The following is a 21,227-nucleotide window of genomic DNA, read 5'->3' as shown; positions in this document are numbered from 1 at the left end:
CCAGATGATCCGAACGATGACGCGCGCCGCCACCGCCCGACCCGCCCTGTCCCTCGGATCAGCGCTATTCGCTCTCGGCCTTGCGCTCTCGGCCCCGGCCGCCTTTGCGCAGGACGCCGCGCAAGAGGACGAGACCATCATCACCTCGCACGGCGTGTCGTCCTTCGGCGAGCTGAAATACCCCGAAGGCTTCGCGCATTTCGACTACGTGAACCCCGAGGCCCCCAAGGGCGGCGAAATGTCGACCTGGGCCTTCGGCACCTTCGACAGCCTCACCCCCTACATCCTTAAGGGCAACGCCGCGGCGATGTCGTCGGTCTTCTATGACAGCCTGCTCACCGGCACGCTGGACGAACCCGACAGCATGTACGGCCTCATCGCCGAAAGCGTGGAATACCCGGAGAGCCGCGAGTGGATCATCTTCCACATGCGCCCCGAGGCCGAGTTCCGCGACGGCACGCCGGTCACCGCCGAAGACGTGGTGTTCTCGTTCAACACGTTGGTCGAGAAGGGCCTGCCGAGCTTCCGGGTGCAGTTCAACGACATCGAGAAGGCCGAGGCGCTCGACGAACACACGGTGAAGTTCACCTTCAATCCCGACGGCCCGCTGCGCGAGCTTCTGATGACCGCGGGCAGCCTGCCGATCTTTTCCAAGGCCTATTACGCGGATCGGGACTTTGCCGAAAGCAGCCTCGAAGCGCCGATGGGCTCGGGCGCCTACGAGCTGCTGTCGGTCGATCCCGGCCGCTCGGTCGCCTACAAGCGGCGCGACGATTACTGGGCCAAGGATCTGCCGGTGAACGTCGGCCAGAACAATTTCGACATCCTGCGCGTCGAGTACTTCGCCGATTACACGACCGCGTTCGAGGCGTTCAAGGGCGGTGCCTATACCTATCGCGAGGAGTTCCAGTCCCGCATCTGGGCCACCGGCTACAACTTCCCCGCCATCGAGGAAGGGACCATCGAGGTCGAAACCCTGCCCGATGGCCGCCCCGCCGGCACGCAGGGCTTCTGGTTCAACCTGCGCCGCGAAAAGTTTCAGGATCCGCGCCTGCGCGAAGCCATCGGCATGGCGTTCAATTTCGAGTGGTCGAACGAGAGCCTGTTCTATGGCCTCTACGAGCGCACCGACAGCTTCTGGGAAAACTCGCAGACCATGCAGGCCAGCGGGCTGCCGTCGGAGGCCGAGCTCGAACTGCTCGAACCGATCCGCGAGCACATCCCGGAGACCGTCTTCACCGAAGAGGCCTTCACCCCGGCCACGTCCAGCTCGACCGAGCTTGCCGACCGCCGCGCGCTGCGCCAAGCCGGCCGACTGCTCAGCGAGGCCGGCTGGGAGGTGGGCGATGACGGCTACCGCTACAAGGATGGCAAGCGGCTGACCATCGAGGTGCTCAACGACAGTCCCTCGTTCGACCGCATCATCAATCCCTATATCGAGAACCTCAAGCGCCTCGGCATCGAGGCCCGCGCCAGCCGCGTCGATGCAGCCGAGGCGGAGGAGCGCGAGAAGAACTTCGAGTACGACATCGTCACCCAACGCTTCGCCATGAGCCAGACCCCGGGCGACGAGCTGCGCTCGGTCTTCGGCTCCGAGACGGCCGACGTGCCCGGATCGGCGAATATCGCTGGGCTGAAGAACGAAGGCGTCGATGCCCTGATCCGAGCCATTGCCGATGCCGAGAGCCGCGATGAGTTGACCATCGCAGTTCACGCGCTTGACCGGGTGCTGCGGGCGATGCACATCTGGGTGCCGCAATGGTACAAGGGCGTGCACAACATCGCCTATCTCGATGCCTACAGCCGCCCCTACGAGACCACCCCTCCGGCCTACGGGCTGGGCGTGATGTCTCTGTGGTGGTGGGACGAAGACAAGGCCGCCGAGCTGCGCGCCGCAGGAGCACTGTAAGCCGGCCATGGGCGCCTATATCCTAAGACGACTGCTGCTGATCATCCCCACGCTGCTGGGCATCATGATCATCAATTTCACGCTGGTCCAGTTCGTGCCCGGCGGCCCGATCGAACAGATCATCGCCCAAGTGCAAGGCCAGGGCGACGTGTTCGAGGGCTTCGCCGGTGGCGGCGGAGAGGTCGCCTCCGGCGGGGGCAGCGACGACTACGCCGGCGCCCGCGGCCTGCCGCCCGAGTTCATCGAAGAGCTCGAGCGCGAGTTCGGCTTCGACAAGCCGCCCGTCGAGCGCTTCTTCAACATGCTGTGGAACTACATGCGGCTCGATTTCGGCGAGAGCTACTTCCGCTCGATCAGCGTCATCGACCTGGTGCTCGAGAAGATGCCGGTGTCGATCTCGCTCGGACTGTGGTCGACCCTGATCGCCTACGCCATCTCGATCCCGCTCGGCATCAAGAAGGCGGTTCAGGATGGCGGCCCCTTCGACACCTGGACCTCGGGCGTGATCATCGTGGCCTACGCCATCCCGGGCTTCCTCTTCGCCATCCTGCTGCTGGTGCTGTTCGCCGGGGGCTCCTACTGGCAGATCTTCCCGCTGCGGGGGCTGACCTCCGACAACTGGGAAATGCTGAGCTGGCCGGCGAAGATTGCCGACTACTTCTGGCACATCGCGCTGCCGGTGATCGCCTCGACCATCGCCGCCTTCGCGACGCTGACGCTGCTGACCAAGAACAGCTTCCTCGACGAGATCAAGAAGCACTACGTGATGACCGCCCGCGCCAAGGGCCTGACCGAGCGCCGCGTGCTTTATGGCCACGTCTTCCGCAACGCCATGCTGATCGTCATCGCCGGCTTCCCGGCGGTGTTCATCGGCGTGTTCTTCTCGGGGAGCCTGATCATCGAGACGATCTTCTCGCTCGACGGGCTGGGCCGGCTCGGCTTCGAGGCGGCGGTGGCGCGCGACTACCCGGTGATCTTCGGCACCCTGTTCATCTTCGGCCTGATCGGCCTTGTGGTCGGCATCCTGTCGGACCTGATGTACGTGCTGGTCGATCCGCGCATCGACTTCGAGAAGCGGGAGGGCTGAGATGAGCTACGAGCCCGATCCCGTTCGCACCGATGACGGCCGCGAGGCCGGAGGCGGCATCCGCCCCAACCCCGAACCCGGCAAGCCGGTGGCGCCGATGCCGAAGCCCGGCCGGTTCGCACTGTCGCCGCTGAACCAGCGCCGCTGGCGGAACTTCCGCAAGAACGGCCGCGCCTTCTGGTCGTTGGTGATCTTCACGATCCTGTTCACCCTGTCGCTGTTTGCCGAGTTCATCGCCAACGACAAGCCGATCCTGGTGAACTATCGCGGCGAATACCGGATGCCGATCTTCTCCTTCTACCCCGAGACCGAGTTCGGCGGCGACTTCCGCACCGAGGCGGTCTATCGCGACCCCGAGGTGCAGTGCCTCATCAAGACCGGCGGGCTCGACACCTGCTTCGATGACCCCGAGGGCCTGATCGAGGAGGTGGACGCCGGCGAGACGCTGGATGGCGATTTCCAGAAAGGCTGGATGCTCTGGCCGCCCATCCCCTACAGCTTCAACACCCCCGTCGACCGTCCCGGCGCCGCCCCCCTGCCCCCGAACGCGCAGAACTGGCTCGGCACCGACGACACCAAGCGTGATGTCGCCGCGCGGGTGATCTATGGCTTCCGCCTGTCCATCCTCTTCACCCTTATCGTGACGGTCAGCGCCTCGCTGATCGGGGTCGTCGCCGGCGCGCTGCAGGGGTATTTCGGCGGCTGGCTCGACCTCATCTTCCAGCGCGTGATCGAGATCTGGTCGGCGACGCCGTCGCTCTACGTCATCATCATCCTCTTCGCGATCCTTGGCCGAAGTTTCTGGCTGCTGGTGATCCTGACCGTGCTATTCGGCTGGACCGCGCTGGTGGGCGTGGTGCGGGCCGAGTTCCTGCGCGCGCGCAACCTCGAATACGTGCGCGCGGCCAAGGCCCTCGGCGTGTCGAACGCCACCATCATGTTCCGCCACATGCTGCCCAACGCCATGGTCGCCACGCTCACCATGCTGCCCTTCATCGTGACCGGCACGATCAGCACGCTCGCGAGCCTCGACTTCCTCGGCTTCGGCCTGCCCTCCTCGGCGCCGTCGCTGGGCGAGCTGACGCTGCAGGCCAAACAGAACCTGCAGGCGCCGTGGCTGGGCTTCACCGCCTTCACCGTCTTCGCGCTGATGCTCTCCCTGCTCGTCTTCATCTTCGAAGGCGTGCGCGATGCCTTCGACCCGAGGAAGACCTTCTCATGAGCACCCTTCTCGAGGTGAAAGACCTCTCCGTCAGCTTCCGGCAGGACGGCAAGGAGACCCGCGCGGTCAAGGGCGTGTCCTTCGACCTGAAGACCGGGGAGACCGTGGCGCTGGTGGGCGAGTCGGGCTCCGGCAAGTCGGTCACCGCGCTGTCGACGGTGTCGCTGCTGGGCGATGCCGCCCGCGTCGAGGGTTCGGTCACCTACAAGGGCAAGGAGATGATCGGCGCGCCGGGCAAGCTTCTGCGGGAGGTGCGCGGCAACGACATCAGCTTCATCTTCCAGGAGCCGATGACCTCGCTGAACCCGCTGCACACGCTGGAAAAGCAGCTCTCGGAGAGTCTGGCGCTGCATCAGGGCCTGACCGGGGCCAAGGCGCGCGCCCGGATCATCGACCTGCTCAACAAGGTGGGGATCCGCGACCCCGAGAGCCGGCTCTCGGCCTATCCGCACCAGCTGTCTGGCGGGCAGCGGCAGCGCGTGATGATCGCCATGGCGCTGGCCAACGGTCCCGAGCTGCTCATCGCCGACGAGCCCACCACGGCGCTCGACGTGACGATCCAGGCGCAGATCCTCGAGCTTCTGGCCGAACTCAAGGAGGCCGAGCACATGAGCCTCCTGTTCATCACCCACGACCTCAACATCGTGCGGCGCTTCGCCGACCGGGTCTGCGTGATGAAGCAGGGCGAGATTGTCGAGCAGGGCCGCACCAAGGATATCTTCGACAACCCGCAGCACCCCTATACGCAGATGCTGATCTCGGCTGAGAGCACCGGCCTGCCCGACCCGGTCGAAGCCGGTTCGGAAGAGATCGCCAGCGCCAAGAACCTCAAGATCTGGTTCCCGATCCAGCAGGGATTCATGAAGAAGACCGTGGGCCACGTGAAGGCGGTGAACGACGCCAGCTTCAGCGTACGCGCCGGCGAGACCGTGGGCATCGTCGGCGAAAGCGGCTCGGGCAAGACCACGCTGGCACTTGCGATGATGCGGCTGATCCAGTCCGAGGGCGGCATCACCTATCGCGGGCAGGACGTGCGCGGCTGGTCGACGCGGCAGCTGCGCAAATTGCGCTCCGAGATCCAGATCGTGTTTCAGGACCCGTTCGGCTCGCTCTCGCCGCGCATGACCTGCGAGCAAGTCATCGCCGAGGGCCTTGGCGTGCACGGCTCACCGGATGGCAAGCCTGCCTCTCAGGCGGTCGACGAGGTGATGCGCGAGGTGGGGCTCGACCCGGCCAGCAAGCACCGCTATCCGCACGAGTTCTCCGGAGGACAGCGCCAGCGCATCGCCATTGCCCGCGCCATGGTGCTGCGGCCCCGTCTGGTGGTGCTCGACGAGCCGACCTCGGCGCTCGACATGACGGTGCAGGTGCAGATCGTCGACCTCCTGCGCGAGCTTCAGCGCAAGTACGATCTCGCCTACCTGTTCATTTCGCACGACCTCAAGGTGGTGCGCGCCATGAGCCACAAGATCATCGTGATGAAGCAAGGCGACGTGGTCGAGATGGGCGAGGCCGCCGAGGTCTTCGAGCGGCCGCAATCCGACTACACCCGCCGGCTCTTTGCCGCCGCCTTCGAGCTGGCGGGATAAGGACGCGAAACGCCCGGCCCTCTCGCGAGGCGCCGGGCGTGTCTTTGGCTCAGGTCAGACCGCCGAGCTGTGGCCAGCCTTGGACAGGTCGTAGGCATCGAAGTGGCGGGCGATCATCCGCGTCAGGGGCCGCGCCTCTTCCGGAACGAACAGCCCGTCCTCGGTGATCTCCATCAGCCCTTCGAAGGTCGCATTCACCCGCTTGAACATGGCGGTGAGCGCGCTCTCGCTGATGTCGTGATCGCGCATCAGCTCGCCCGAGCGGATGCGGAAATCGCACATCAGCATCTCGATCATCCGTGCCCGGAGCGTGTCTTCGCCGCTGAAGGCGTGGCCCTTCGCGGTGGCGAAGCGTCCCTCGCGGATGGCACCAGTGTAAACGCCGGTTGAGGGCGCGTTCTGCGCGTAGCCCTGCGGGAACTTCGAGATTGACGAGGCCCCGAGACCGATGAGCACCTCGGAGGTGTCGTCGGTGTAGCCCTGGAAGTTGCGCCGCAGCCGCCCGGTTTTCTGGGCGATGGCGAGCCCGTCATCGGGCGCCGCGAAGTGGTCGATGCCGATCTCCGCATAGCCGTCCCACACGAACAGCCTGCGGGCTGTGTCGAAAAGGTCGAGCCGCTCGGAGGGGGTGGGCAGCGCCTCGGAGGGGATCATCTGCTGGCGCTTGGCCATCCACGGCACATGCGCATAGCCATAAAGGGCCACCCGGTCGGGCGCGAACGAGAGCAGCTTCTGCACCGTCTCGGTGATGCGCGAGCGGGTCTGGTGCGGCAGGCCGTAGAGGATATCGGCGTTGAGGCTGTGCACGCCCCGCTCGCGGATCATCTCGACCGCTTCGCGGGTCACGTCGTAGCCCTGCGGGCGCCCGATGGTCTGCTGGATCTCCTCGTCGAAATCCTGCACCCCGATGGAGGCGCGGTTCATGCCGCCGGCGGCCAGCACGTCGAGCCGCTCGCCATCCAGCTCGTTGGGATCGATCTCGACCGAGAACTCGGCGTTGTCGGCGAAATCCGCCACCTCGTGCACCTTGTCGATCAGCGCGCGCATGAGATCCGGCGCCAGCAGCGTCGGCGTGCCGCCGCCCCAGTGCAGGCGCGACAGCTTCACCCCGCGCGGCAGATGCCGCTTGAGCAGGTCGAGCTCGGCCTTGAGGGTCTCGACATAGGCCTCGACCGGTGCAAGCGTCGCGGTGCCCTGCGTCCGGCAGGCGCAGAACCAGCAAAGCCTGCGACAGAACGGCACATGCAGGTAGAGGGATACCGTTCCGTTTTCCGGCACGGCGTCGATCCAGGAGGCGAAATGCCCCGGTGTAACCGCATTCGAGAAGTGCGGGGCTGTGGGGTAGCTCGTGTACCGGGGGACTTTCGCGTCGAAGAGTCCCAACCGCGAGAGTTGTGTTCGAGTGTCCATGCGCTTAGGTTTAATGGTGAGCCAGCCGCGCAACTTTGACCCAGATCAACACCGCGCATCCGTTTCAACATTCCCTCAGGCCAGAAGACAGGATTGTTCAAGAATTATGCTTAACGAACGCAGCCTCTCCGTGTCGCAAGAATGCGCCGAGTGCCCGATCCGTCACAGAGCCGTCTGTGCACGCTGCGAAACGGATGAGCTCGAGCGCCTGGAAGAAATCAAGTATTACCGCAAGTTTGAGGCCGGCCAGACGGTGATCTGGTCGGGCGACCGGATGGATTTCGTCGGCTCCGTGGTGTCGGGGATCGCGACCCTGACCCAGACCATGGAAGACGGGCGCACCCAGATGGTGGGCCTTCTGCTGCCCAGCGATTTCGTCGGTCGGCCCGGCCGCGCGAATGCCGCCTATGACGTGGTCGCGACCACCGATCTGGTGATGTGCTGCTTCCGCAAGTCGCCCTTCGAGAAGCTCATGAGCGAGACCCCGCATATCGCCCAGAGGTTGCTCGAGATGACCCTCGACGAGCTCGACGCCGCGCGCGAATGGATGCTGGTTCTGGGGCGCAAGACCGCGCGCGAGAAGATCGCCTCACTGCTGTCGATCATCGCGCGCCGCGATGCTTCGATCAACATGACCACGACGCATGGCAACATCGTCTTCGACCTGCCGCTCACCCGCGAGGCGATGGCCGACTATCTCGGCCTGACGCTGGAAACCGTGAGCCGGCAGATCTCGGCGCTGCGCAAGGACGGGGTCATCGAGCTCGAGGGCAAGCGCCACGTCACCGTGCCCGACATGTCCCGCCTGCTGGAAGAGGCCGGCGATGACGCCGATGGCGGCGTGTTCGCCTGAGCCGCGTCTCAGGCTTCGAACAGGGTCTCGAAGCCGCCATAGATCATGCGTTTGCCGTCGAACGGCATCTCGATCATCTCGCCCCACCGCGGATCGGTTTCCATCGACGCCCAGCAGGCGTCACAGGTGGCCTTGTCGGGCCACAGGATCCACGAGAACACGACCGCTTCGCCGTCTTCGCGCTTGACCGCCATCGGGAAAGAAGTGACCTCGCCTTCTGGCACATCGGCCTCCCAGCACTCACGGATGCCGGTGGCGCCGTACTCTATGAACAGCGCCCAGCTGTTTTCAGCGCTGGCGCGATACGCCTCGCGGTTCTTGATCGGAACCGCCGCCACGAAGCCGGTGACATAGGACATGGGTGATGCCTCCTTGTTGCACTGGATGGCATCCTAGCCCGCCCCCGCCATTCCCCCAAGCACAACCGCAAGGCGCGTCAGCGGGTTCACGCCGCACCCAAAACGGGAAAGGCGGCGCAGGATGCGCCGCCCCGGTCTCCACGCCCCGTTCTGTCCCGTTCAGTGGGCGAGGAAGACCGGCACCACCGCGTTTTCGAGCATGTTGCGGGTGGCCCCGCCCAAGATCGCCTCGCGGAACCGCGAGTGGCCATAGGCCCCCATCACGATCATGTCGGCATCGATATCCTGCACGTGGCGGCACAGCACGTCCGACACCCGCGGCATGGTCTTCGACAGCACGTCGATCTCGGTCTTGACGCCGTGCCGCGCGAGGAACTGCGAGAGCGCCCCGCCCGGATCGGAGCGGTTCGGCCCGTGCTGCGGCGGATCGATGACCACCACGTGCACGTTGTCGGCGCTCTTCAGCAGCGGCAGTGCCGCGCGCACCGCGCGAAGCGCCTCGTTGCTTTCGTTCCAGCCGACCACGATCCGCGACGGCGCCGCGGTCGGAGTGACCGTGTCGGGCACGATTAGCACCGGGGACTGGCCTTCGAAGAGCGCCCCTTCGGCGACCGGCTCAAGCTCGACACCGCGCTCCTTGCCATAGGGCTTGGGAAGCACGACAAGATCGGCGAACCGCGCTCGCCCGGCCACGTGGCGACCGATATCGGCCAGCTGCGCGACACCCTCCTCGACCGCCCAGCGTGCGTCGGTCCGGCCCAGCGCGGCGCGGACGGTCTTGGCGAGCGCCTCGGCATCCGCGGTGGCGCGGTTGATCGTTTCCTGCAGGATCATGGCGTTGGCACCGGCGTAGTAGTAGCCGGTCTGGGTCCGGTCGACGCCGAAGCACACCGCATCGAGATGTGCATCCCAGCCGGCCGCGAGTGCGGCGGCATGGTCCACGGTCGACTGGGCCAGTGCCTCGTCGCTGACCACGGTGAGAATTGTCTTGTAGCCCATCTGCTGGTCTCCTCGGATGTTCTGCGGCCTCTTCCGAACTCTACGACGGCACGAGAGGCCCGCACTTTGACAATGCGCAAGGCTTTGGTGGGAAAGCCTTGATGCAGATCAAAGTGATCCGGCCAGGGAACCCTCATTAACCGGTCAGTCTAAAACCGCCCGCCGCGGCAACGAATCGTGCGGGAGAGAGACGAAGGGACGAACAATGACCAATTACCTCAAGCTCATCCTGCTTGGCGTGGTGGCGATCTTCTCGCTGATCGCGGCCAATTACGCGCGGGATGTGTCTTACATGGTCCACGCAATCATCATCTTCCTGGTGACAGCCGGGCTTTTCCTGTGGACCCTCCGCCAAACCGATGAACCCGTACCTGCCAAGGTGCTGGAAACCTCCTATCTCGACGGCGTGGTGCGCTACGGCGTCGTCGCCACAGCCTTCTGGGGCGTGGTGGGCTTTGCCGTCGGCACGTTCATCGCCGCGCAGCTCGCCTTTCCGGTGCTCAATTTCGACTGGGCGCAGGGCTACATGAACTTCGGCCGCCTGCGCCCGCTGCACACCTCGGCGGTGATCTTCGCCTTCGGCGGCAACGCGCTGATTGCAACGTCCTTCTACGTCGTGCAGCGCACCTCGGCGGCCCGTCTCTGGGGCGGCAATCTCGCGTGGTTCGTGTTCTGGGGCTACAACCTGTTCATCATCCTTGCCGCGACCGGGTACCTGCTTGGTGGCACACAGTCGAAGGAATACGCCGAGCCCGAGTGGTACGTCGACATCTGGCTGACCATCGTCTGGGTGGCCTATCTCGCGGTCTTCGTCGGCACCATCGTGAAGCGCAAGGAGCCGCACATCTACGTGGCAAACTGGTTCTACCTGAGCTTCATCATCACCGTCGCCCTTCTGCACGTGGTCAACAACCTGTCGATCCCGGTGTCGATCTGGGGCTCCAAGTCGGTGCAGGTGTTCTCGGGCGTGCAGGACGCGATGACGCAATGGTGGTACGGCCACAACGCCGTGGGCTTCTTCCTGACCGCGGGCTTCCTCGGCATGATGTATTACTTCGTGCCCAAGCAGGCCGAGCGTCCGGTGTTCTCCTACAAGCTCTCGATCGTGCACTTCTGGGCGCTGATCTTCATCTACATCTGGGCCGGTCCGCACCACCTGCACTACACCGCCCTGCCCGACTGGGCCTCGACCCTCGGCATGGTGTTCTCGATCGTGCTCTGGATGCCGTCCTGGGGTGGCATGATCAACGGCCTGATGACCCTGTCGGGCGCCTGGGACAAGCTGCGCACCGACCCCATCATGCGGATGCTGGTGATCTCGGTCGGCTTCTACGGCATGTCCACCTTCGAAGGTCCGATGATGTCGATCCGCGCAGTGAACTCTCTGTCGCACTACACCGACTGGACCATCGGTCACGTGCACTCCGGCGCGCTTGGCTGGAACGGCATGATCACCTTCGGCGCGCTCTACTTCCTGACGCCCAAGCTCTGGAACCGCGAGCGGCTGTATTCGCTGAGCCTCGTCTCCTGGCACTTCTGGCTCGCCACCATCGGCATCGTGCTCTACGCCGCCTCGATGTGGGTGACCGGCATCATGGAAGGCCTGATGTGGCGTGAAGTGGATGCCAACGGCTTCCTGGTGAACTCCTTCGCCGACACGGTGTCCGCCAAGTTCCCGATGTACGTGGTCCGCGCTCTCGGCGGTGGCCTCTACATCACCGGCGCGATCATCATGTGCTACAACCTGTGGATGACCGTGAAGCGGGCACCGGCCGTCGAGGCCAGCGCCGCGGCCGCTCACGCGCACCCGGCCGAATAAGGAGGGCCGAGACAATGGCAACCAACGACAAGAAGCCCCCGATGCCGGCCTCCGCCACGGGTGTGGGTGCCCGCCCCAAACGGTGGTCCATCCTCGACAAGCATGGCGTTCTCGAGAAGAACGTCACCCTGCTGGCCATCTTCGCCTTTCTGGTGGTGACCATCGGGGGCCTGGTGCAGATCGTGCCGCTCTTCTACCTCGAGAACACCATCGAGGAAGTCGAGGGGATGCGGCCCTACACCCCGCTCGAGCTCGCCGGGCGCGACATCTACCTCCGTGAGGGCTGCTACGTCTGCCACAGCCAGATGATCCGCCCGATGCGCGACGAGGTCGAACGCTACGGCCACTACTCGCTGGCGGCAGAGTCGCAATACGACCACCCGTTCCAGTGGGGCTCGAAGCGGACGGGGCCCGACCTCGCCCGCGTCGGTGGCCGCTACTCGGACGAGTGGCACGTCGACCACCTGCGCAACCCGCAATCGGTGGTGCCGGAGTCGGTCATGCCGACTTACGGCTTCCTCGAGGCCAAGCTGATCGAGGGCGAGCACATCCAGGACCTGATGTCGACGCATCGCTTCGTGGGCGTGCCCTACACCGACGAGATGATCGAGAACGGCTCCCGGGACTTCCGGTCCCAGGCGGACCCGGACAGCGATTATGACGGCCTGCTCGAGCGCTACGGCGAGGACGTCAACGTGCGCAACTTCGACGGCCAGCCCGGCATCTCGGAGCTCGACGCCCTGATCGCCTACCTTCAAATGCTTGGCACGCTGGTCGATTTCTCGACCTTCGAGCCCGATGCAAGCCGCTGAGGTCGCGTGATGGATCCAGAGCTTTACAACACGCTGCGTCACTTTGCGGACAGCTGGGGCCTGCTGGCGATGTTCGTCTTCTTCCTTGGGGTGATCGTCTGGGCGCTGCGCCCGGGCAGCCGCAAGACCCATGAGGACGTCGCCGGCATCCCCTTCCGCAACGAAGACAAACCGATCGCGCCCGATGCGGCCGACCCCGCGCGGGACTGAGGAGACGGGACATGAGTGACCATAAGAAGAAAGACGACCAAGACTACGAGACGACCGGCCATTCTTGGGACGGCATCGAGGAGTACAACAAGCCGCTGCCGAAGTGGTGGCTGATGGTCTTCTACGCCACCATCGTCTGGGGCATCGGCTACACCATCGCCTACCCGGCATGGCCGGGCGTGCGCAGCGCCACCGCCGGCCTGCTTGGCTGGTCGACCCGCGGCAATGTCGAACAGGCGCTTCAGGACCACGAGGCCGAGCTCGGCCCGATCAACGAACAGCTGGCCTCGGTCGAGCTGACCGAGATCGCGGACGACCCCGAGCTCAACACCTACGCGCAGAACGCGGGCGCCGCGGTGTTCCGCACCTGGTGCGCGCAGTGCCACGGCTCCGGCGCCGCCGGTGCCCGCGGCTACCCCAACCTGCTGGATGACAGCTGGCTCTGGGGCGGCACCATGGAGGACATTCACTACACCGTCTCCCACGGCATCCGGAACGAGGACGATCCCGATGCCCGCTTCAGCCAGATGCCGTCCTTCGGACGCGACGATCTGCTGAGCGGCGAGGAGATCGACCAGGTGGTGAACTTCGTCATGACGCTGTCGGGCCAGACCCCGCCGGCACCGGACCTGGTCGAGGCCGGGGCCGAGGTCTTCGACATCAACTGCTCCTCCTGCCACGGCGAAGACGGCACCGGCGACCGCTGGCAGGGCGCGCCGAACCTGACCGACGCGATCTGGCTCTACGGTGGCGATTACGACACCCTGCACGAGACGGTCTACAACGCCCGCTTTGGCGTCATGCCGCCGATGGGCGGGGCCGACCTCAGCGAAGCCGAGATCCGGGCCGTGGCAACCTATGTGCACGGGCTCGGCGGCGGCGAAGCCCCGGAAGAGTAAGCCCCTGAAAAGAACACCTTCGGGCCGCAAGGCCCGGAGGCCAGCGCCGGAGCCCCAGCCTGTTCGCGCGTTTCCAGGGGCCCCGGCGCTTTTTCATGCGCGAACGATGGCCCTCGTCCGGTGTGCCCCTGCCGGTCAGCCCTCCCCCTTCGATCCGATCACGAGCAGGTCCCGCTGTCATCCCGCGAGGGGGCATCGCCTTGCGTCACCTGTGGCGCGCCTCCGGGCGGCCCACGGTGCCGCGCAGGCTCTCGCCCTCGGTGCGCGCGCCGGCGCTCCAGCGGCGCCTGTCGAGGTCCAACCGGCTGGCTGTCATGAAAGATTTCGCGTATATCCCGAGCATATCTCGTCTCCTGTTCTGGCGTATTCCTACGCATATACTTGACGGATCGCCGCGTTTCGGGCGAGTCAGGAAGAATGTCTCTATGTAAGTTCAACTGACATGGACTGGTCCGCGCTTCCGCCCCTCTCGGCGCTGCGCGCCTTCGCCGCCTATGCCGATTGCGGCTCGGTGGCCGAGGCGGGGCGCGCGCTCAACGTCAGCCATGCGGCGATCAGCCAGCAGATCCGCAACCTCGAGCGCCACATGGGCGTCGCCCTGCTCGACCGGCACGGCCGCCGGATGCGGCTCAGCGCCGAGGGCGAGCGTCTGGCCGCGGCGCTGCTCGAGGGCTTCGGTACCATGCTGCAAACGACCCAGGAACTGACCGGGCGCGATGCCGGCCGGCCGCTCGAGATCTCGGCCACGCCGGGCTTTGCCTCGGTCTGGCTGATGCCGCGCCTGCCGCTGTTCCGCGCCCGCCACCCCGAGATCAGCCTGACCATCGACCCCTCCGCCGCGCTGCGCACGCTCGCGCCCGGCGGGCTCGACGTTGCGATCCGCTATGGCAATGGCGACTGGCCCGGTCTCGAGAGCACGCTGCTGGTGCGCTCGCCCATCGTGGTGGTGGCCGCCACCGATCTGGTCGGAGCGCGCGAGATCGCGTCCCCCGCAGACCTGCGCCCCTTTCTGTGGCTGCAGGAGCTTGGCACCAACGAGGCCACCGACTGGTTTGCCGAGCACGGCGTCGCGCAGGACCGCAGCCGCGGCATGACCGGCCTGCCCGGCAACATGATGATCGAAGCGGCGCGGCAGGGACAGGGCGTGGCGATCACGGCCCGGCTCTTCGTCGAACCAGACATCCGGGCCGGGCGGCTGCGCCTGCTGTTCGAGGATACCCGCAAGAAGGGCTACTATCTCGTGACCCGCCCCGGGGTGGCCCGCCCGTCCCTGCGACACTTCGTATCGTGGCTGCGACGAGAGGCGGCCAAAGCTTAGCGAGGGATGTAGATATTGATGCACATCAATGTCTGCGCGCGCCATCGGCGCGACAAGGGCCCGCAACAGGCAAACCGACACCGGAGCGAATCCCCGTGGCTGAGACCCATCAACCTGCCCCCTCCCTCTACGAGGCGCGCGAGCCGATCTTTCCGCGCCGCGTGAGCGGCAAGTTCCGCAATCTCAAATGGTGGCTGATGGGGCTGATGCTGGCCATCTACTACATCACGCCGTGGATCCGCTGGGACCGGGGCCCGGAACTGCCGGATCAGGCGGTGCTTCTCGATATCGCCAACCGTCGGTTCTTTTTCTTCTTCATCGAGATCTGGCCGCACGAGTTCTACTTCGTCGCCGGGCTTCTGGTGATGGCCGGACTCGGGCTCTTCCTGTTCACCTCGGCGCTCGGGCGGGTCTGGTGCGGCTATGCCTGCCCGCAGACCGTCTGGACCGATCTCTTCATCCTCGTCGAGCGCTGGATCGAGGGCGACCGCAACGCCCGCCTGCGCCTGCACCGGCAAAAGAAGATGGATGCCCGCAAGCTGCGCCTGCGGCTCACCAAGTGGGCGGCGTGGCTCTTGATCGCGCTGGCCACCGGCGGGGCGTGGATCTTCTACTTCACCGACGCGCCGACGCTGATGGTCGACCTCGTCACCGGCAATGCCCACCCGGTCGCCTACACCACCATGCTGGTGCTCACCGCCACCACCTTCGCCTTCGGTGGCTTCGCCCGCGAGCAGATCTGCATCTATGCCTGCCCGTGGCCGCGGATCCAGGCCGCGATGATGGACGAGGATACGCTGACGGTCGGCTACCGCGACTGGCGCGGCGAGCCGCGCGGCAAGCACCGCAAGGGCGCCGGCGCCGAGAACCTCGGCGACTGCATCGACTGCCGCGCCTGCGTCAACGTCTGCCCGGTGGGGATCGATATCCGGGACGGTCAGCAGATGGCCTGCATCACCTGCGCTTTGTGCATCGATGCCTGCGACGACGTGATGGAAAAGATCGATAAGCCGCGCGGCCTGATCGACTATCTCGCGCTGTCCGACGAGACCCGCGAGCGCGCCGGCGAGCCGCCGCGCCCGGTGTGGAAGCACGTCTTCCGCCCGCGCGTCATCCTCTACACCGCGCTCTGGTCGCTGGTCGGGGTTGGCCTGCTGGTGGCGCTGGTGCTGCGCCCCGATGTCGAGATGACCGTCGCGCCGGTGCGCAACCCGACCTTCGTGGTGCTTTCGGACGGCTCGATCCGCAACACCTATGACGTGCGCCTGCGCAACAAGCATGGCGAGGACCGCCCCTACGCCCTCTCGATCGCCGACAATGATGGGCTTGCCATCGCGCTCGAGGGCGAGGACGATCTCATCGTCGACGTGCCCGCCAACGAAACCTACCTGCAGCGCGTCTACGTGACCGCGCCGAGCGGCAGCCCGGCGGCCCAGGGCGGGCTCACCGGCTTCGAGCTGCGCCTCGAGGACACCACCACCGGCCACAGCGCCACCAAGGACACCGTGTTCAACGGACGGGACAACTGATGACCAAGGATTTCAAACTCACCGGCTGGCACGTTCTGGCCATCTTCGTCGGCGCCTTCGGTGTGATCATCGCGGTCAATCTGGCGCTGGCCTTCAACGCGGTGAACACCTTCCCCGGCCTGCAGGTCAAGAACTCCTACGTCGCCAGCCAGACCTTCGACGACCGCCGCTCCGCGCAGGAGGCTCTTGGCTGGACCGTCGAGACCAGCCACGAGGACGGTCGCCTTGCCCTCGCCATCACCGACGCCAAGGGCTACCCGGTGCGCCCGGCCAGCCTTTCGGCCAAGATCGGCCGCACCACCACCGAGCGCGACGACCGCACGCCCGAGTTCCGCTTCGACGGCCAAGCCTACGTGGCCGAGGACGCGCTGGCCCCGGGCTACTGGAACATCTGGCTGACCGCAGAGGCCCATGACGGCACCCTCTTCGAGCAACGCCTGGAACTCCACGTCAAGGAATGACGCAATGACCGCAGCGATGCGCCCGCAGCTTTCGGCCTGCCCCGCCTGCTCTGCCGCTCCCGCCGCCGAGGCGCTGGCCGCGGCGCACCTGCCCGATGACAGCCACGTGGTTCTGTCGCTGCCGACCATCCACTGCGCCAACTGCATCCGCGACGTGGAAACCGCGCTCACCGCCACACCAGGGGTGCGCAGCGCGCGCGTCAACCTCACCATGAAGCGCGTGGCGATCGAGGCCGATGCCGGCCTCACCGCCGAGGACCTGATCCCGGTGGTCACCGGCGCCGGCTTCGAGGCCTACGAGCTCGACGCCGGCGCGCTCTCGGCGACCCAGACCGACCTCGCCGGGCGCGACCTCTTGATGCGGCTCGCGGTGGCGGGCTTTGCCATGATGAACGTCATGCTGCTGTCGGTCTCGGTCTGGTCCGGGGCCGAGGGCCCGACACGGGACATGTTCCACTGGGTCTCGGCGGCGATCACCCTGCCGACCATCGCCTTCTCGGGACAGATCTTCTTCCGCAACGCCTGGAGCGCGCTGCGCGCCGGGCGGCTCAACATGGACGTGCCGATCTCGCTGGCGATCCTGCTGGCGGTGGGGACCTCGCTCTGGGAAACCTCGCTCTCGGGCGAACACGCCTATTTCGACGCCGCCATCACGCTGACCTTCTTCCTGCTCACCGGCCGCTATCTCGACCACCGCACCCGGTCCATCGCGCGCTCTGCCGCCGAGGAACTTGCCGCCCTCGAGGTGCCGCGCGCCTGGCGCCTCACCGACGCGGGCGAGGAGCAGGTTTCGGTCGCGGACCTGCGCATCGGCGATCTGCTGCGGGTGCGTCCCGGCGGGCGGATGCCGGTCGATGGCGAGGTGACGGACGGACAGTCCGAGCTCGACCGTTCGCTCCTCACCGGCGAGACGGTGCCGGTCTATGCCGCGCCCGGCACGGCGGTCAGCGCCGGCGAGGTCAACCTGACCGGCCCGCTGGTGGTGCGCGCCAGCGCCGTGGGACGCGAGACCTCGCTGCAACGGATGGCGGATCTGGTGGCGGTGGCCGAGTCGGGCCGCGCCAACTACACGCCGCTGGCCGACAAGGCCGCCAAGCTCTACGCGCCGGGGGTGCACATCCTGTCCGCCCTGGCCTTCGTCGGCTGGTACCTCTTCACGCTCGATTTCCGCGTCGCGCTCAACATCGCGGCGGCGGTGCTGATCATCACCTGTCCCTGCGCCCTCGGCCTCGCGGTGCCCGCGGTGACCACCGCCGCCTCGGGCCGGCTGTTCAGGAAGGGCCTGCTGATCAAGGATGCCACCGCGCTCGAGCGTCTGGCCGAGGTCGACACGGTGGTGTTCGACAAGACCGGCACGCTGACCGCCGGCGCGCCCGAGGTCATGAATACCGACGATTTCACCCGCGCCGATCTCGAGATCGCGCTGGCGCTGGCCGAGGGCTCCTCCCATCCGCTCTCGCTGGCGCTGACCACGGCGCTGCGGGCCAAGGGGCTCGCCCCCGCCCCGGTGACGGAGATCGCCGAGGTGCCGGGCCACGGCACGCAGGGCCTCTGGCAGGGCCGCCGCGTGCGGCTCGGGCGCGCGGCCTGGGTCGGCGGCGGCCGCGTCGACCTCACCGCCACGTGGCTCGCCGTGGGCGATGGTCCGGCGCAGGTCTTCACCTTCACCGACAGCCTGCGCGACGGCGCCGAAGAGACCATGACCGCGCTCATCGAGGCGGGCAAGCGGGTGGTCCTGATCTCCGGCGACAGCACCGCCGCGGTCGAGGCTCTGGCGCAGCGGCTGGGCATCCCGCACTGGATCGCCGAGGCGCTGCCGCAGGACAAGGCTGCCCGGATCAAGGCGCTCACCGATGAGGGGGCAAGGGTGCTCATGGTGGGCGACGGGCTCAACGACACCGCGGCGCTGGCCGGCGCGCATGTCTCGATCTCCCCCGCCACGGCGCTCGACGCCGCCCGCGTCGCCTCCGATATCGTGCTGCTCGGCAACTCGCTCGCGCCGCTGCCCGAGGCGATGCGCCTGTCGCAGAAAGCCACCCGCCGCATCCGCGAGAATTTCGCCATCGCCACGTGGTACAACGTCATTGCCGTGCCGCTGGCCATTGCCGGGCTGTGCTCGCCGCTGATCGCGGCTCTTGCGATGTCTGCCTCGTCGATTACCGTGTCACTCAACGCGCTCCGCCTGCGCTGAGCGCGCCCGCAAGGCCAAGGACCCAAGATGAACATTCTGCTCTACCTGATCCCGATCTCGCTTTTCCTCGGTGGCATGGGGCTGCTGTTCTTCGTCATCACCGTCCGCACGAAGCAGTATGACGACCCCGAGGGCAACGCCGCCCGCATCCTGTCGAACCAGTACGACGACAAGCCCAAGCAGGACTGACCCCCACTCGCCTCCCCGCACCAGTCCTGCCGCCGCCAAAGACGCCGAGGCCGGGCTCCCCCGGAGCAAACCTCTCGCAACCGCGCCCCAAGGCAGACCCCGACCGCCACTGCGCCACGCCCTGCCCTTCTCTACGTCCATAAATACTCCCGCCGAAGGCGACCCGAGCGACCCACCGGCACAAAGCCCCGGCAGGCGCGCCACCGTCACCCCAGCAGGATCATCTCCGCCGCCTTCTCGGCGATCATAATGGTGGGCGCATTGGTGTTGCCGCTGGTGATGGTCGGCATCACGCTGGCATCCACCACGCGCAGCCCCGCGAGCCCCTTCATCCGGCATTCCGCGTCCAGCGGCGCGGCGTCGTCCAGCCCCATGCGCACCGTGCCCACCGGGTGGAAGATCGTCGTGCCGACGTCACCGGCGGCCTGTGCGACCTCTTCGTCGGTCTGATAATCCGCCCCCGGCTTGACCTCTTCGGGGGCGTATCTCGCCATCGGCCCCTGGGTCATGATGCGGCGCGCCAGGCGGATGCTGTCGATGGCCACGCGGCGGTCTGCTTCGGTCGACAGGTAGTTCGGCGCGATGACCGGCGCGTCCTTCGGATCGTGCGAGGCCAGCCGGATCGTCCCGCGGCTTTCGGGGCGCAGGTTGCAGACGCTGGCGGTGATCGCCGGGTAGCTGTGCAGCGGCTGGCCGAAGGCGTCGAGCGACAGCGGTTGCACGTGGAACTCCACGTCCGGCGTTGCCAGCCCCTCGCGCGACTTGGCGAAGGCGCCGAGCTGCGAGGGCGCCATCGACATTGGCCCGGTGCGCCGGGCCACGTATTCCAGCCCGATCGCAAGCTTGCCCATCAGCGAATTGGCCATCTGGTTGAGGGTCTTGGCCCCGGTGAGGCGCCACGCGCAGCGCAGCTGCAGGTGATCCTGAAGGTTGCCGCCCACCCCCGGCGCGTCATGCCTCACCTCGATGCCATGCGCGCGCAGCGCCTCTGCCGGGCCGATGCCCGAGAGCTGCAGCAGCTGCGGCGAGTTCACCGCGCCGGCCGAGAGGATCACGTCGCCGCCGCAGCGCGCCTCCCGCCGCTGGCCGCCCTGCTCGTAGGCCACGCCGACGACCTTGCGGCCCTCGAAGATCAGCCCGGTGACATGGGCGTGGGTCTCGACCCGGAGGGTGTCGCTGTCGGTGGTGCGCAGGAAGGCCTTGGCGGTGTTCATCCGCCAGCCATTGCGCTGGTTCACCCGGAAATAGCCCACGCCCTCGTTGTCGCCGGTGTTGAAATCGGTGACCTTGGGCAGCCCGGCCTCGTGCGCCGCCTCCATCCAGTCGTCGAGCACCGGCCAGTGCAGGCGCTGGTTCTCGACCCGCCATTCGCCGCCCGCGCCGTGCATCTCGCTCTCGCCCTCGACGAAGTCCTCGCTTTTCCGGAAATAGGGCAGCACATCGTCCCAGCCCCACCCGGTCAGCCCCATCTGGCGCCAGCCGTCGTAATCCGCCGCCTGACCGCGCAGGTAGAGCATTCCGTTGATCGACGAGCAGCCGCCCAGCACCTTGCCGCGCGGATAAAGGAGCGTGCGCCCGTTCAGCCCCGCGTCGGGGGCGGTGCGGTAGCACCAGTCGGTGCGCGGATTGTCGATGCAGTAGAGGTAGCCCATCGGGATGTGGATCCAGTGATAGGTATCGCGCCCACCGGCCTCGAGCAGCAGCACCCGGCGTCCGGCCTCGGCCAGCCGCTTTGCCAGAACGCAGCCCGCGCTGCCCGCACCGATGATGACGTGATCCCAAGACATGCTGCCCTCCCCCGCCCGGCAGATCGCCGGCGCTCCAATTGTCTGACATTTGATATGTCAGGCAAATGCGCCCCGCGCAACCGGTACGCGTCAGACCGGCAGCGCGGTCGTCTTGAAGACGGTGCGCAGCGCGAAGCTCGACTGCATCTGCGCCACGCCGGGCAGCCGGGTCAGGTGCTGGCGGTGGATGCGGGCGAAATCCTCGGTATCCTCGGCCACGACCTTCAGGATGTAATCGGCGCTGCCCGCCATCAGGTGGCATTCGAGCACGTCCGGGATGCGCGACACCGCCTTCTCGAAGGCTTCGAGCACCTCGTCGGCCTGCGCGCTGAGGGTGATCTCGACAAAGACCGTGGTCGGCATCCCCATCTTGCGCGCATCGAGCAGCGCCACGTAGCCGCGGATGAGGCCCTCGCTCTCGAGGCGCTGCACCCGGCGATGGCAGGCCGATGCCGAGAGATGCACCTGCTCGGACAGCTCGGCATTCGACATGCGCCCCTGCTTTTGCAGCACGCGCAGGATGCGGCGGTCGATATCGTCGAGGTCCATGGCAGTTTCTTTCATGATACGGCAAAATCTTCGAA

Annotated in this window: 20 protein-coding genes; 14 read left to right on the top strand and 6 right to left on the bottom strand. The window is 66.5% G+C overall.

Annotated features, from left to right (window positions below; translation table 11 throughout):
* Positions 1-4 precede the first annotated feature (4 nt).
* The 4 genes from LCM15_RS18930 (at position 5) to LCM15_RS18915 (ending at position 5,807) form a co-directional block, all read left to right on the top strand.
* Positions 5-1,909, top strand: coding sequence for an extracellular solute-binding protein (locus tag LCM15_RS18930; RefSeq protein WP_224859172.1), 1,905 nt, complete (start codon positions 5-7; stop codon positions 1,907-1,909).
* Positions 1,910-1,916: 7 nt separating this feature from the next.
* Positions 1,917-2,996: a microcin C ABC transporter permease YejB gene (locus LCM15_RS18925; RefSeq protein ID WP_224859171.1), complete on the top strand. Its 1,080-nt coding sequence runs from the start codon at positions 1,917-1,919 to the stop codon at positions 2,994-2,996.
* 97 nt (positions 2,997-3,093) lie between these two features.
* Positions 3,094-4,218 carry an ABC transporter permease gene (locus LCM15_RS18920; RefSeq protein ID WP_224859283.1) on the top strand — a complete coding sequence of 375 codons (1,125 nt, stop codon included), beginning with the start codon at positions 3,094-3,096 and terminating at the stop codon, positions 4,216-4,218.
* Positions 4,215-5,807 carry an ABC transporter ATP-binding protein gene (locus LCM15_RS18915; protein ID WP_224859170.1) on the top strand — a complete coding sequence of 531 codons (1,593 nt, stop codon included), beginning with the start codon at positions 4,215-4,217 and terminating at the stop codon, positions 5,805-5,807. The genes LCM15_RS18920 and LCM15_RS18915 overlap by 4 nt, the downstream gene beginning before the upstream one ends.
* A gap of 54 nt (positions 5,808-5,861) precedes the next feature.
* Here the strand turns inward: LCM15_RS18915 and hemN are convergent, their stop codons facing one another.
* Positions 5,862-7,217: an oxygen-independent coproporphyrinogen III oxidase gene (hemN, locus tag LCM15_RS18910; RefSeq protein WP_224859169.1), complete on the bottom strand. Its 1,356-nt coding sequence runs from the start codon at positions 7,215-7,217 to the stop codon at positions 5,862-5,864.
* Positions 7,218-7,323: 106 nt separating this feature from the next.
* On the opposite strand from hemN, the gene fnrL reads away from it, so the two are divergent.
* Positions 7,324-8,070, top strand: coding sequence for a transcriptional regulator FnrL (gene fnrL / locus LCM15_RS18905; protein WP_224859168.1), 747 nt, complete (start codon positions 7,324-7,326; stop codon positions 8,068-8,070).
* Between the two features lie 8 nt (positions 8,071-8,078).
* On the opposite strand, the gene LCM15_RS18900 is transcribed toward fnrL, so the two are convergent.
* Entirely contained in the window at positions 8,079-8,429 is a 351-nt protein-coding gene (locus tag LCM15_RS18900; RefSeq protein WP_224859167.1) for a DUF1428 domain-containing protein, read from the bottom strand.
* 159 nt (positions 8,430-8,588) lie between these two features.
* The gene (locus LCM15_RS18895) at positions 8,589-9,428 is read right to left on the bottom strand and encodes a universal stress protein (RefSeq protein ID WP_224859166.1); all 840 of its coding nucleotides are present in this window, start codon (positions 9,426-9,428) and stop codon (positions 8,589-8,591) included.
* A gap of 205 nt (positions 9,429-9,633) precedes the next feature.
* Between LCM15_RS18895 and ccoN the strand changes: the two genes are divergently transcribed.
* Genes ccoN through ccoP form a run of 4 tightly spaced genes read left to right on the top strand, consistent with a single transcriptional unit; the run spans position 9,634 to position 13,168 of the window.
* Positions 9,634-11,247 carry a cytochrome-c oxidase, cbb3-type subunit I gene (gene ccoN / locus LCM15_RS18890; RefSeq protein WP_224859165.1) on the top strand — a complete coding sequence of 538 codons (1,614 nt, stop codon included), beginning with the start codon at positions 9,634-9,636 and terminating at the stop codon, positions 11,245-11,247.
* Positions 11,248-11,288: 41 nt separating this feature from the next.
* Entirely contained in the window at positions 11,289-12,059 is a 771-nt protein-coding gene (gene ccoO / locus LCM15_RS18885; protein ID WP_224859282.1) for a cytochrome-c oxidase, cbb3-type subunit II, read from the top strand.
* Between the two features lie 9 nt (positions 12,060-12,068).
* Positions 12,069-12,269 carry a cbb3-type cytochrome oxidase subunit 3 gene (locus LCM15_RS18880; protein ID WP_224859164.1) on the top strand — a complete coding sequence of 67 codons (201 nt, stop codon included), beginning with the start codon at positions 12,069-12,071 and terminating at the stop codon, positions 12,267-12,269.
* A gap of 11 nt (positions 12,270-12,280) precedes the next feature.
* The gene (gene ccoP, locus LCM15_RS18875; protein WP_224859163.1) at positions 12,281-13,168 is read left to right on the top strand and encodes a cytochrome-c oxidase, cbb3-type subunit III; all 888 of its coding nucleotides are present in this window, start codon (positions 12,281-12,283) and stop codon (positions 13,166-13,168) included.
* 205 nt (positions 13,169-13,373) lie between these two features.
* Here ccoP and LCM15_RS18870 read toward each other — a convergent pair whose 3' ends face one another.
* Complete coding sequence (locus LCM15_RS18870) at positions 13,374-13,511, bottom strand: hypothetical protein (RefSeq protein ID WP_224859162.1); 138 nt, start codon at positions 13,509-13,511, stop codon at positions 13,374-13,376.
* Positions 13,512-13,610: 99 nt separating this feature from the next.
* Here LCM15_RS18870 and LCM15_RS18865 point away from each other — a divergent pair, with 99 nt between their 5' ends.
* The 5 genes from LCM15_RS18865 (at position 13,611) to ccoS (ending at position 18,856) form a co-directional block, all read left to right on the top strand.
* Positions 13,611-14,486, top strand: a complete 876-nt coding sequence (locus tag LCM15_RS18865; RefSeq protein WP_224859161.1) for a LysR substrate-binding domain-containing protein — start codon at positions 13,611-13,613, stop codon at positions 14,484-14,486.
* A 95-nt stretch (positions 14,487-14,581) separates the two neighbouring features.
* Positions 14,582-16,015: a cytochrome c oxidase accessory protein CcoG gene (ccoG, locus tag LCM15_RS18860; RefSeq protein ID WP_224859160.1), complete on the top strand. Its 1,434-nt coding sequence runs from the start codon at positions 14,582-14,584 to the stop codon at positions 16,013-16,015.
* On the top strand, positions 16,015-16,476 hold the full coding sequence (locus LCM15_RS18855) for a FixH family protein (protein WP_224859159.1): 462 nt from the start codon (positions 16,015-16,017) through the stop codon (positions 16,474-16,476). Before ccoG ends, LCM15_RS18855 begins: the two co-directional genes overlap by 1 nt.
* A 4-nt stretch (positions 16,477-16,480) precedes the next feature.
* Positions 16,481-18,667 carry a heavy metal translocating P-type ATPase gene (locus LCM15_RS18850; RefSeq protein ID WP_224859158.1) on the top strand — a complete coding sequence of 729 codons (2,187 nt, stop codon included), beginning with the start codon at positions 16,481-16,483 and terminating at the stop codon, positions 18,665-18,667.
* Between the two features lie 27 nt (positions 18,668-18,694).
* The gene (gene ccoS / locus LCM15_RS18845; RefSeq protein ID WP_224859157.1) at positions 18,695-18,856 is read left to right on the top strand and encodes a cbb3-type cytochrome oxidase assembly protein CcoS; all 162 of its coding nucleotides are present in this window, start codon (positions 18,695-18,697) and stop codon (positions 18,854-18,856) included.
* 206 nt (positions 18,857-19,062) lie between these two features.
* Here the strand turns inward: ccoS and LCM15_RS18840 are convergent, their stop codons facing one another.
* Complete coding sequence (locus LCM15_RS18840) at positions 19,063-20,643, bottom strand: GMC family oxidoreductase (protein ID WP_224859156.1); 1,581 nt, start codon at positions 20,641-20,643, stop codon at positions 19,063-19,065.
* Positions 20,644-20,733: 90 nt separating this feature from the next.
* Positions 20,734-21,192, bottom strand: a complete 459-nt coding sequence (locus tag LCM15_RS18835) for an Lrp/AsnC family transcriptional regulator (RefSeq protein WP_224859154.1) — start codon at positions 21,190-21,192, stop codon at positions 20,734-20,736.
* Positions 21,193-21,227: the final 35 nt, after the last annotated feature.

The sequence above is a fragment of the Salipiger bermudensis genome (genome assembly GCF_020171625.1).
Lineage (GTDB): Bacteria > Pseudomonadota > Alphaproteobacteria > Rhodobacterales > Rhodobacteraceae > Salipiger > Salipiger bermudensis_B.
The sequence above is the reverse complement of the archived record's forward strand: the minus strand, read 5'-3'. Positions and strand labels throughout refer to the sequence as shown.